Raw genomic sequence first — 12,182 nt, 5'->3', positions numbered from 1 at the left:
AAGCAATCCATCTCTCCCCACGCGGCGGCATGGATTGCTTCGCTGCGCTCGCAATGACAGTGAGGTCCGGAGATCGGCACAGCCATAGGCCTGCCTTTGCGGAACCATCGCAATAGATTTACCTTTCCCGCGAACCCGCCGCGTGCGATAGGCGCGGCCAAGCGGCCAATAAGAAACTCGCGGAGACCTCGAACATGACAACATCGGAGCCATCGAAGGCGATGGAAGTCGCTGAAATCCACGACACCAGCCTGCTCGCCTTCTACCGCGACATGAACCTGCAGGAGCGGCGCACCTTCTGGGCCTGCGCCTCGGGCTGGGCGCTCGACGGCATGGATTTCATGATCTATCCGCTGGTGATCGGCACCATCATCACGCTGTGGAAGGTCGATGCCGGCACCGCCGGCCTTGCGGGCACGGTGACGCTGCTCTCGTCGGCCATCGGCGGCTGGCTCGGCGGCTATCTCGCCGACCGCATCGGCCGCGTCAGGACGCTGCAGCTCACCATTCTCTGGTTCTCGTTCTTCTCGCTGGTCTGCGCGGTCGCGCAGAACTTCGATCAGCTCCTGATCGCGCGGGCAATCCTGGGCCTGGGCTTCGGCGGAGAATGGGCTGCGGGCGCGGTGCTGATGGGCGAAGCGATCCGGCCGCAATATCGCGGGCGCGCGGTCGGCTCGGTGCAATCAGGCTGGGCTGTCGGCTGGGGTCTTGCGGTGCTCGCGCAGGCGATCCTGTTCTCGATCCTGCCGGCGGAAATCGCATGGCGCTGGATGTTCGTGATCGGCGCGCTGCCGGCGCTCCTGGTGTTCTATCTGCGCCGCTACGTCACCGAGCCCGAGATCGCCGCTGCCACGCGCCAAAAGCAGCAGGCCGCGGGCGACCGGCCGTCGCTGTGGGAGATCTTCCACGGACCGATCCTGAAGACGACCATCCTGGCGTCGCTGGCGGCGACGGGCTGCCAAGGCGGCTACTACGCCATCACGTTCTGGGTGCCACGCTTCCTCACCACGGAGCGTCACCTTTCGATCGTCACCTCGACCGGCTATCTCGCCGCGCTGATCATCGGCTCGTTCATCGGCTATCTTGTCGGCGCCTGGCTCGCCGATCGTATCGGCCGTCGGAACCTGTTCCTGACCTTCTCGCTCGGCGCCATCGCCGTCGTGCTGGTCTATACGCAAGTGGAGATCAGCAACGAATTGCTGTGGGTGCTGGGCTTTCCACTCGGCTTCTTCGCGTCAGGCTATTTCTCCGGCATGGGCGCGTTCCTGACCGAGCTCTATCCGACGCGGCTGCGCGGCTCCGGACAGGGCTTCTGCTATAATTTTGGCCGCGGCATTGGCGCGCTGTTCCCGTTTCTTGTCGGCGCGCTCTCGACCACGACCTCGCTCGCCAACGCGATCGCGATTTTCGCGGTCGCCGCTTACGCTGTATTCTTCCTGGCCGCCTACGCGCTGCCGGAGACGCGCGGACGAGTGTTGCATGCTGAGGGATAAATAACACGGGAGGGTTCGGATGACGTCGCTCAAGGGCAAGACACTGTTCATCACCGGTGCGAGCCGCGGCATCGGGCTCGCGATGGCGCTACGGGCGGCACGCGATGGCGCCAATATCGCGATCGCCGCCAAGACCACCGAGCCGCATCCGAAACTCAAGGGCACGATCTATACCGCCGCAGACGAGATCCGTGCCGCCGGCGGCAAGGCGCTGCCTGTTATCTGCGATATCAGGGACGAGGCGCAGGTGATCACGGCGATCGACAAGACGGTCGCGGAATTCGGCGGCATCGACATCTGCGTCAACAATGCCAGCGCGATCGGCCTGACCACCTCGCAGGCCACCGACATGAAGCGGTTCGACCTGATGATGGGCATTAACACGCGCGGCACCTTCATGGTGTCGAAATACTGCATCCCACATTTGAAGAAAGCGGCGAACCCGCACATTTTGATGCTGTCGCCACCGCTCGAGATGAAGACAAAGTGGTTCGAGAACTCGACCGCCTACACGATGGCGAAATACGGCATGAGCATGTGCGTGCTGGGGCTGTCGGGCGAATTGCGATCGGCTGGTGTCGCGGTCAACGCGCTGTGGCCGCGTACGACGATCGCGACCGCCGCGGTCGGCAATCTCCTCGGCGGCGACGCCATGATGCGCGCCAGCCGCACGCCCGAGATCATGGGCGATGCCGCGCATGTCATCCTGACCAAACCGGCACGCGAATTCACCGGGCAGTTCTGCATTGACGACAAGGTGCTCTATGACAGCGGCGTGCGCGATTTCGAGCGCTACCGCGTCGATCCGTCGCGGCCGCTGATGTCCGACTTCTTCGTGCCCGACGACGACGTGCCGCCGCCCGGCGTCACCGTTCAACCGCTGCCCTCCGTTGGCGAAGCGCAGAAGTCGCGGTAAGACTCAACGACACGATCGCGGGGCTCTCCCTCCCTCTCCCCGTTCTTCACGGGGAGAGGGGCGGTGTGAGGGGCTGTCTCCGCACGCACGGTGATAGGTGGACTCGCGGAGAGCCCCCTCACCCGGAATTCAAGCTCCGCTTGAATTCCGACCTCTCCCTGTAAGCGGGGCGAGGTAGAGTACCACTCAGCTTCAGCGCGGAGGAATTTGTGGGCTGGCAGAAATGGATCGCGGCAGCAATCGCGTTCGCCGCCGCGGTGGCGGTTGCCGCCTACTTCCGTCCTGATCGGGCCGTTCGTGTCGCGACGGGCGTGGTCGCACACAATGTCTGTTCCAAAGTGTTCGTCTCTGGCCTCGATCCGGAGACGGTGTTTTCGGAAACGATCGATCGGGCCGGCATCCGCAGACTGCGTCCGCTGCTCCGCTTTGCGCTCGACCGCACCGGCAAGACCGTCGATGCGTCGGTTGTGGGATGGCTGACAAGCCGCGCCGCCTTTCACGACGGGCTCGGTTGCGTGCTGCTACACGGTAGAAAAGCGCCTTATGTGCTCAAGAGCGATATCGACGCGCTGAAGGTGGCAAAAGCGCCGCCGCTGCTTGAGGAGATCGGGGGCCCTGAACCTGTCGAGCCTTCGGACCCAGCGCTAAAAGCGGCACTCGATCATGCCTTCGAGGAGCCGGCGGAGCCGCCACTCCGGCGCACCAAAGCGGTGGTGGTCGTCCATAACGGCAAGATCATCGCCGAGCGCTATGCCGATGGCATCAGCGTCGACACGCCGCTGCTTGGTTTTTCCCTGACCAAGTCGGTGATCAATGCGCTGATCGGAATCCTGACGCAACAAGGCCTGGTCACGCCGTCGATGCCGGCGCCGATTTCGGAATGGCGCGGCAGGAATGATCCGCGTCGCGAGATCGAGGTCGAGCACCTCATGCGCATGACCACGGGGCTGGCGCTGGACGAGACCAATTCGGGCTTCGATCCCTCCAGCCAGATGGTCTACCTGCGTGACGACATGGCGGGCTTTGCGGTGAAGGCGCCGCTGATGGCGCCACCCGGCACGCGTTGGCATTATTCGAGTCCCTCGACGCAACTGTTGGCGCGGATCATCCGCGATGCCGTCGGCGGGCCCGAACAGACGCTCGCCTTTGCCTGGCGCGAATTGTTCAACCCGCTCGGCATGCGCAGCGTTACGCTGGAATTCGACGGCAGCGGCACCCTGCAGGGCACTGCCTACATGCTGGCGAGCGCCCGGGACTGGGCCCGCTTCGGGCTGCTCTATCTCAATGACGGCGTGGTCGGCGGCAAGCGGCTGCTGCACGAAGACTGGGTGGACTTTTCCGCCGCCCCAACCCTGAAGACCGACTATGGCGCGGGCTTCTGGACCAACCGCGGCGAACACCGGAATGCCAAGGCCCGCGTCGCGCTCGGCATTCCCCGCGACGCCTTCTTTGCCTCTGGTGATCTCGGCCAGCGCATCGTCATCATGCCGACGCAGCACCTCGTCGTTGTCCGCCTCGGCAACAGCGTTGATCGGACCGGCGACATGCGCGGATTGGCGCGGCTGGTGAAAGAGGTGATCGCGGCGGTGGAACGCTAGTGGCGATCGTCATTGCGAGCGAAGCGAAGCAATCCATGCCTCCACGTGTGCGGAAAGATGGATTGCTTCGTCGCTTCGCTCCTCGCAATGACGGCGGATCGCGTGGCGTTCACCGCCCCACCTGATACGGCCCGCCCTTCTCCAGCGCGCGGGCGTAGGCCGGGCGCGCGTGAATGCGTTCGAGAAAGGCCATGCACTTCCGGTGCCCCTCCTCCAGCCCGGCGCGCGCGGAAGCTGCTTCCAGCGGAAAGCTCATCTGGATGTCGGCGGCGCTGAACTCATTGCCTGCGAACCACTCGCTCTTGCCGAGCTCCGCCTCCCAGAACGCCATGTGCTGCTTGAGCTGCGGATTGACCAGCGCCGTCAGCACCTGGTTGGAGACCTTGCGCACGAGCGGGCGCAGCAAGGAGGGCGCGCGTTTCGGCATTGTCGTGAACAGCAGTTTCAACAGCAGCGGCGGCATCGCCGAGCCTTCGGCATAATGCAGCCAATAGGTGTAACGTAGCCGTTCCGGCGTCTCGGCCGCCGGGATCAGGCGTCCCTGGCCATAGGCGCCGAGGATGTATTCGATGATCGCGCCCGATTCCGCGATCGTGTTGCCCTTGTCGGTGATGACCGGCGACTTGCCGAGCGGATGGACGACCAGAAGCTCCTTCGGCGCGCGCATGTCCGGCTGGCGCTGATAGCGCACGATCTCATAGGGCACGCCGAGCTCTTCGAGCAGCCAGAGCACCCGTTGCGAGCGCGAATTGTTGAGGTGATGAACGGTCAGCACGGCGTCCCCCGGAATTCGAAAAACTTACCGGGCGTTCCGTATCAGGCAATCGCCAGATTCGCGATTGGCCGAGCGGCCAAATTATTTACCCGGGTGATATTGACACCTGAATTATACCCGGGCATAAATTACTGAACACAGATTAACCAGATGTCTCCGATGAATCAGACCTTTACAGCCTTCGAAGGCCAGCGGCGCCTCGCCGCCGGGCCCCTGCCGGAAGTCGCGCTGGCGGTCAAACGGGCCGGCCAGAGCGCCGAGTCGATTGCGATCTTCTGCGACGGGACCGGACGCGCCCTCGATCTGGACCTTCGCGGCAGCGATGACGAGATCCTGGCACGGCTGCCAACAACGGCTCCGCCAGGTGAAGCGCCGGAGCTGGCGCCGAGCGAGCCGCGTGGCCGCGGCCGGCCGAAACTCGGCGTGGTCGCGCGCGAGGTGACGCTGTTGCCGCGCCATTGGGAATGGCTCAACGCGCAGCCCGGCGGCGCCTCGGTCGCGCTCCGCAAGCTCGTGGACGAAGCCCGGCGCAGCAGCGGCGACCGCGACCGTCAGCGCGCCGCGCGCGATGCCGCCTATCATTTCATGTCGGCGATGGCCGGCAACCTGCCGAAATTCGAGGAGGCCTCGCGCGCCCTGTTCGCGGACGACCGCCGCCGCTTTGTCAGCGAGATCGCCGACTGGCCGCCGGACATTCGCGACCACGTCGTCAAGCTCGCCTACAGCGACCGCGCGGATTAGCGCGTGGAACTAAGCCACAACGGAGGTGCACCTCCTCTCCCGCTTGTGGGAGAGGGTTGGGGTGAGGGTGTCTCCGCGGCGGGATTCTTTAGGTGGTGAGAACCCTCACCCGGATCGCATCTAACGATGCGATCCGACCTTCCCCGCAAGCGGGGGAGGTGAACTCGCGGCACGACCGATTCAATCAACGACCTATCACATTTCAACAGGTACCCTTTCCATGTCCAAGCCGCCGCTCTGGAGGACTTTTCTCGCCTTCCTGCTGCCGATGATGCTGAGCAACATCCTGCAGGCGCTGTTCGGCACCATCAACAACATCTATCTGGGACAGATGATCGGGGTCGAGGCACTCGCAGCGGTCTCGGTGTTCTTCCCGGTGATGTTCTTCCTGATCGCTTTCGTGATGGGCTTGAGCTCGGGCGCGACCGTGCTGGTCGGCCAAGCCTTCGGCGCCGGCCAAGTCGACAAGGTCAAGGCGGTGGCCGGCACCACGCTGACGGTCGCGCTGCTGCTGGCCAGTGGCATCGCGCTGTTCGGATTGTTGTTCACGCGCGATCTCCTGGTCGCGCTCGCCACGCCGGCCGATATCCTCGATGCCGCCACCTCCTACGCGCAGACCATGATGGTCACGATGCCGCTCACCTTCGCCTTCATCCTGGCCAGTTCGATGCTGCGTGGTGTCGGCGACACGCTCACGCCGCTGTTCGCGCTCGCGATTTCGACCGTCATCGGCCTCGTGGTGACGCCGGCGCTGATCCGCGGCTGGCTTGGCCTGCCGCATCTCGGCGTCGCCAGCGCGGCCTGGGCCTCGGCGGTATCGAGCCTGCTGACACTGGTGTGGCTCAACCTCTATCTGTGGCGACGACGCCATGCGCTGGCTTTCGATGCCGCGTTCCTGCGCGCGATGCGGCCGGACGGCAGGTTGCTGCGAACCGTGTTGCGGCTCGGCATTCCCGCAGCGCTCGGCATGGTCGTGATGTCGCTTGCCGAGCTGGTGCTGCTCGGCCTCGTCAACGGTTTCGGCTCCAACGCCACGGCGGCGTATGGCGCCGTCAACCAGGTCTTGAGCTATGTGCAGTTTCCCGCGCTGTCGATCGCGATCGCGGTCTCGATCTTCGGCGCGCAGGCGATCGGCCGTGGCGAGGCCAGCCAGATCGGCGCGATCGTCGGCACCGGGTTGAAGATGAATCTGGTCCTGACCGGCGGACTGGCCGCGCTCGGCTATCTGTTCTCCCGCATGCTGATGGGCTTTTTCATCACCGACCCCGCCGTGCTCGAGCTCGCGCAGGGATTGCTGCACATCGTGCTGTGGAGCTCGGTCCTGTTCGGGATGTCGACGGTGTTTTCGGGTGCAATGCGCGCCGGCGGCACGGTCTGGATGCCGCTGTTGATCTCCGCTTTCGCGATCGCGCTGGTCGAGATCCCGTCCGCCATCATCCTCAGCCGGCTGATCGGCATCGAGGGGGTGTGGGCCGCCTATCCGATCACCTTCTGCACCATGTTCCTGCTGCAGATGGGCTATTACATGCTGGTCTGGCGGAAGCAGACGGTCGAGCGTCTGATTTGACCGGGAAGGGAGATCATCCCTATATGATGATGATCATCATATAGTAGACGGGCCGCGCGGATCGCGCCACAATAGGGGCCAAGGAGAAAGACCGAAGGGCAGGAGGGTCGTTTCCCTATTTGACAGTCCGTTCGCCCGTCCACCTCTCAAGCAACAACAACAAGGAATCATCCCATGCGCGTTCTCGTCGTCGGCGCCGGTGCGATCGGCGGATATTTCGGTGGGCGGCTGCTGCAGGCCGGCCGTGACGTCACATTCCTGGTCCGCCCCAGGCGCGCATCCGAACTCGCCGCCGCAGGCCTCGTGATCAAGAGCCCGAACGGCGATGTGACATTGAAGAATCCGCCGACGGTGCAGGCGGACAAATTGAACGAGACATTCGACGTCGTGCTATTGAGCTGCAAGGCATTCGACCTGGAGGACGCCATCAAGTCGTTCGCGCCGGCGGTCGGGCCGAACACCGCGATCATCCCGCTGCTCAACGGCATGCTGCACCTCAATGCGCTCGACAAGAAATTCGGCGCCGAGCATGTGCTCGGCGGTCTCTGCGCGATTGCGGCGACGCTCAATGAAGCACGCGAGGTGGTGCAGCTTCAGCCGATGCAGTCGCTGACCTTCGGCGAACGCGACGGCAAGATGTCGGACCGCGTGCGCGCGATCGCGGAGGTGTTTTCCGCCATCAACGGCGCCACCGCCAGCGATCATGTGATGCAGGACATGTGGGAAAAGTGGGTGTTCCTGGCTTCGCTCGCGGCTTCCACCAGCCTGATGCGCACTTCCGTCGGCAACATCCTGGCGGCGCCTGGCGGCAAGGATTTCCTGCTCGGCATCCTCGACGAGTGCAGCGCGGTAGCGGCCGCTGAAGGCTATGCGCCGGGTGGACCGTTCTTCGAGCGCGTCAAGGGCATGCTGACCGCCGCGGGCTCGCCGATGACCGCCTCGATGTTCCGCGACATCAAGGCCGGCTTGCCGGTCGAAGCCGATCACGTGATCGGCGATCTCGTCGCCCGCGCCGACGCCGCCAAGATTCCCGTGCCCAAGCTGCGCACGGCCTATACGCACCTCAAGGCGTATGAATTGCAGCGGGCTAGCGCTTAAGCCCGCGCGCGCTCGCCGTCGTCCCTGCGAAAGCAGGGACCCATAACCAACGGGAAGTGTTGTGGCGCGAGCAAGCGGTTGCAGCGGAGCACACAACAACGGCCTGTGGTTATGGGTCCCGGGTCAAGCCCGGGACGACATCGGAGCGAGATCAAAGATGCGCGAGATAGTGCGCCAGCGCGGTGATCTCTTCGTCGCTCAAGGGATAGGCGACCTCGGCCATCGCGGCCATGCCGCCGCCGGAGCGCGCGCTGGACTTGTAGTCGTGCAGCGCCTTGACGAGATAATCCTCGCGCTGGCCGGCGATGCGCGCCACCGCCTTGTTGCCGGCATAGCTGTCGGTATGGCATGACGCGCAGCGGCGGCCGGCGGCGGCCTGCTTGCCCTTTTCCGACAGATCAGGATCGTCGTCCTTCGGGCCCTTCGGCGGCGGCAGCGATGAGAAATAGGCGCCGAGATTGCGGATGTCGTCATTGTTGAGCTGCTCGACGATCGGCTGCATCAGCTCGTTCTTGCGGGTGCCGGCGCGGAAGAACACGAGCTGCCACTGGATGAACTGATCCGGCTGGCCGGCGAGCGAGGGGATGTTCTCGATCTGCGAAATGCCGTTCTCGCCGTGGCATGAGACGCACATCTCGGCCTTCTCCTTGCCGGCCGCGACATCGGCGGCGCGGGCGGGAATTGCGCAGGCAGTCACTGCTAACAGTGTTGCGGCCAATACAATCCGCATTTTCATTCCTCTCACTCGTCATTGCCCGGGTCGAGCCCGCGCATGACGATTGGATCGATTCGCAACAAGAATTGCAGGCTGCAGCCGCCGTCCGGCCGCCGCAGCCCCCGTTGGTCACAGTCTCATTTCTTGCTGTAGCTGATGCGATAGATCGCACCGGCCCAATCATCCGCAACGAGGATCGAGCCGTCCTTGTCGAGGATGATGTCAGCAGGGCGGCCGAGATAATTCTGGTCGCCTTCGATCCAGCCCGACGCGAACACTTCCTGCTTGGCGTTCTTGCCGTCGGGACCGACGATCACGCGCACGATGCGCGCGCCCTGGTACTTGTGCCTGTTCCAGGAGCCATGCTCGGCGATCAAGATGTTGTTCTTGTAGTCCGCCGGGAATTGGTTGCCGGTGTAGAATTTCATGCCGAGCGGCGCGACATGGGCCCCTAAGTTGAGCACGGGCGGCGTGAACTCCGAGCATTTATGCCCCATCGCGAATTTCGGATCGGGCAGGTCACCCTGATGGCAATAGGGATAGCCGAAATGCTCGCCGATCCTCGAGATCATGTTGAGCTTGTCACTCGGCAGATCGTCGCTGATCCAGTCGCGCGCGTTCTCCGTGAACCAGTAGCGGCCGGTGCGCGGATCGACATCGCCGCCGACGCTGTTGCGCACCCCGAGCGCCCAGATTTCCGCGTTGCCGGTCTTGGGATCGACACGGCGGATCTGCGAGAGGCTGGTCGGGGGGATGCCGATGTTGAAGGGTGGTCCGAACGGAATGTAGAACCAGCCGTCCTTGTCGACAGCGATATATTTCCAGCCATGCGCGGCATAGGAGGGCATGTCGTCATAGACCACCTTGCCCTGGCCGAGATTGTCCAGATTGGCTTCCGCATTGTCGTAGCGGATCAGCTTGTCGACCGCGATCACGTAGAGCGCGCCGTCGCGGAAGGCGAGACCGGTGGGCATGTTCAGCCCCTTGAGGATTGTCTTGACCTCTTTCTTGCCGTTGTTGTCCTTGATCGCGTAGACGTTACCGAGCCCGAACGAGCCGACGAACAGCGTGCCCTTGTCGCCCCAGGCCATCTGCCGCGCGGCGAGCACGTTCGATGCATAGACCTCGATCTTGAAGCCCTGCGGCAGCTTGATCTTCTTGACGAGCGCCGCCAGCTCGGAGTCGGAGGCGCCGGTCGGCGGTCCCGATGGCGGGGCGAGGCCCTTTTGCGCTTCGGTCTCATCGCCCAGGAACCAGTCATCCGGCGGATGGGTCCAGAATTCCTTGGTGCCGGATTCGTATTTCTTCAGCTCCCTGCCCTTGTCCTGCTGCTGTTGTGCATTGGCAAAGCCAGTCCCCGCCACGAGGGCGATGGTGGCAAGCGCAAGAATGGAACGATTGAAAACCGATTGCATCGCGTTACTCCCCTAATCCAGCCGGACCGCTGGCTCTTTATTGATTCTAACGAGACGATCGTGGTGGCCTGCGAGAGATAGGCCCGAGCGGAAAATGTTAGCACATCCCCCGCGCGAGAGAAGCGCAGGCGATGAACGCCGCATTCGAGCGGGGTCAAGACAAGTTGAGAGGTTCGCTTACGCTGTTTTCCTGCGAAGCATCAGCGATGTCATTGCGCCGCAATATTCGCTTGAAGCTAACGCCTCTCGCAGCGTCACCGCCGACAATTTCGATTGGCCAGAGAAATCAATCATCGGATGAATGATTGAGCAGCCATCAAGCCGGGTCGCGCCTCTCGCCGGAGAGGTCTTAGCACGGGCTCGCTTCGTCAATCGGAGGGAAGGCAACCGCGCACGGCACGGGCGCGGGGCTACAAGTAAAAGCCGGTCCGCCGGATGGGAAATTGGAGCGGGCGAAGGGGCTCGAACCCTCGACCCCGACCTTGGCAAGGTCGTGCTCTACCACTGAGCTACACCCGCATCCTGATGACGACGATCGCTCGCCGGCAACGGCAGAGCTATGCCAAAAGCGGACCGCGAATGCAACAGGCCCGAAGGCGGCTAAATCGCCTCATTTGACCAGAAATGGGGACGAGGGGCCCAAAAGCAACGCGGCGAGGAGCGTTTCGGTGGCGGCTCGCCGCGTTTTTCGCCTGGGAACCCGCTTTTCCCGACCTCAGGCCGCCACGGCCGATTCGCCTCAAGCAGCCCTGCAAACTCCGGCCGCATTTGGTCGCGCCCCTGCACGACCGGCCTGCGGCGGAACGAGCAGGGCGCCTGCCGATTGAAATTTGACGCGAAACCGCCATTTAGCTGACGGGTGTTCAGTTCCGGCCGTGCTAGAACAGGCGCCAATCTCGGGACATCAGGCGAGGATATCGTGACGATAGTTGAGCAGGGCGGCGGTCCGGCGCCGCAGGCAGGCGATCTGATCAAGGAAACGACCACCCAGACGTTCGTCAAGGACGTCATCGAGGAGTCGAAGCGCCAGCCGGTGCTGATCGATTTCTGGGCGCCCTGGTGTGGCCCGTGCCGCCAGCTCACCCCGATCCTGGAAAAGGTGGTGACCAACGCCAAGGGCCGGGTCAAGCTCGTCAAGATGAACATCGACGAGCATCCGTCGATCCCCGGTCAGATGGGCATCCAGTCGATCCCGGCCGTTATCGCCTTCGTCAACGGCCAGCCGGCCGACGGCTTCATGGGCGCGATCCCGGAGAGCCAGGTCAACGCCTTCATCGAGCGGCTCGCCAAGGGCGTCCCGGCTGCGGGCGAGCCGAACATCGCGGAAATCCTGAAAGAGGCCGACGCCGTGCTCGCCGAAGGCGACGCCGCGGCCGCGGCGCAGATCTATGCCGAGGTGCTCGGCATCGACGCCACCAATATCGCCGCACTCGCCGGTCTCGCCAAATGTTATGTCACGACAGGCGCGATCGACCAGGCCAAGCAGACGCTCGGCATGGTGCCGGAGTCCAAGCGCAACGATCCGGCCGTCAAGGCCGTGCAGGCCGCGATCGACCTTGCCGAGCAGGCCGAGTCGGTCGGTCCGATCGGCGAACTGGAACAGAAAGTCGCCGCAAATCCGCTCGATCATCAGGCGCGGTTCGATCTTGCCACCGCGCTGAACGCGATGGGCAAGCGCAGCGAGGCGACCAACCAGCTCCTGGAGATCGTCAGGCGCGATCGCAAGTGGAACGACGACGGCGCGCGCAAGCAGCTCGTCCAGTTCTTCGAAGCGTGGGGCGGAGCGGATGAAGCGACCGTCGAGGGACGAAAGCGGCTGTCGACGATCCTGTTCTCTTAGCTAGAGCGCGCGCGCATAACACCG

The 12,182-nt window shown here is 63.7% G+C and carries 10 protein-coding genes and 1 tRNA gene; 7 read left to right on the top strand and 4 right to left on the bottom strand.

Annotation, left to right across the window (positions count from 1 at the left end; all coding sequences use genetic code 11):
- Positions 1-194 precede the first annotated feature (194 nt).
- The 3 genes from ACZXDY_RS18950 to ACZXDY_RS18940 all read left to right on the top strand — a co-directional run bounded on the left by ACZXDY_RS18950 (position 195) and on the right by ACZXDY_RS18940 (position 4,007).
- Positions 195-1,493 carry an MFS transporter gene (locus ACZXDY_RS18950; protein ID WP_464346524.1) on the top strand — a complete coding sequence of 433 codons (1,299 nt, stop codon included), beginning with the start codon at positions 195-197 and terminating at the stop codon, positions 1,491-1,493.
- A gap of 19 nt (positions 1,494-1,512) precedes the next feature.
- Positions 1,513-2,409 carry an SDR family oxidoreductase gene (locus ACZXDY_RS18945; protein WP_464346523.1) on the top strand — a complete coding sequence of 299 codons (897 nt, stop codon included), beginning with the start codon at positions 1,513-1,515 and terminating at the stop codon, positions 2,407-2,409.
- 209 nt (positions 2,410-2,618) lie between these two features.
- A complete protein-coding gene (locus tag ACZXDY_RS18940) occupies positions 2,619-4,007 on the top strand; it encodes a serine hydrolase domain-containing protein (protein WP_464346522.1) in 1,389 nt (462 codons plus the stop codon).
- 109 nt (positions 4,008-4,116) lie between these two features.
- On the opposite strand, the gene ACZXDY_RS18935 is transcribed toward ACZXDY_RS18940, so the two are convergent.
- Positions 4,117-4,782 carry a glutathione S-transferase gene (locus tag ACZXDY_RS18935; protein WP_464346521.1) on the bottom strand — a complete coding sequence of 222 codons (666 nt, stop codon included), beginning with the start codon at positions 4,780-4,782 and terminating at the stop codon, positions 4,117-4,119.
- A 159-nt stretch (positions 4,783-4,941) separates the two neighbouring features.
- On the opposite strand from ACZXDY_RS18935, the gene ACZXDY_RS18930 reads away from it, so the two are divergent.
- The 3 genes from ACZXDY_RS18930 to panE all read left to right on the top strand — a co-directional run bounded on the left by ACZXDY_RS18930 (position 4,942) and on the right by panE (position 8,188).
- On the top strand, positions 4,942-5,523 hold the full coding sequence (locus tag ACZXDY_RS18930; RefSeq protein WP_464346520.1) for a DUF2239 family protein: 582 nt from the start codon (positions 4,942-4,944) through the stop codon (positions 5,521-5,523).
- Positions 5,524-5,743: 220 nt separating this feature from the next.
- Positions 5,744-7,090: an MATE family efflux transporter gene (locus ACZXDY_RS18925; protein ID WP_464346519.1), complete on the top strand. Its 1,347-nt coding sequence runs from the start codon at positions 5,744-5,746 to the stop codon at positions 7,088-7,090.
- 174 nt (positions 7,091-7,264) lie between these two features.
- Complete coding sequence (gene panE, locus ACZXDY_RS18920) at positions 7,265-8,188, top strand: 2-dehydropantoate 2-reductase (RefSeq protein WP_464346518.1); 924 nt, start codon at positions 7,265-7,267, stop codon at positions 8,186-8,188.
- Between the two features lie 151 nt (positions 8,189-8,339).
- Here the strand turns inward: panE and ACZXDY_RS18915 are convergent, their stop codons facing one another.
- The 3 genes from ACZXDY_RS18915 to ACZXDY_RS18905 form a co-directional block, all read right to left on the bottom strand.
- Positions 8,340-8,918 carry a c-type cytochrome gene (locus ACZXDY_RS18915; protein ID WP_464346517.1) on the bottom strand — a complete coding sequence of 193 codons (579 nt, stop codon included), beginning with the start codon at positions 8,916-8,918 and terminating at the stop codon, positions 8,340-8,342.
- Between the two features lie 122 nt (positions 8,919-9,040).
- Positions 9,041-10,318, bottom strand: coding sequence for a PQQ-dependent sugar dehydrogenase (locus ACZXDY_RS18910; RefSeq protein ID WP_464346516.1), 1,278 nt, complete (start codon positions 10,316-10,318; stop codon positions 9,041-9,043).
- 444 nt (positions 10,319-10,762) lie between these two features.
- A tRNA-Gly gene (locus tag ACZXDY_RS18905) sits at positions 10,763-10,837 on the bottom strand.
- Positions 10,838-11,237: 400 nt separating this feature from the next.
- Between ACZXDY_RS18905 and trxA the strand changes: the two genes are divergently transcribed.
- Complete coding sequence (gene trxA / locus ACZXDY_RS18900) at positions 11,238-12,158, top strand: thioredoxin (protein ID WP_464346515.1); 921 nt, start codon at positions 11,238-11,240, stop codon at positions 12,156-12,158.
- The last annotated feature ends 24 nt before the right edge of the window (positions 12,159-12,182 follow it).

This window comes from Bradyrhizobium sp. LeoB3 (assembly GCF_055456055.1).
Note: the sequence above shows the minus strand (reverse complement) of the source record. Positions and strands in the feature narration are given on the sequence as shown.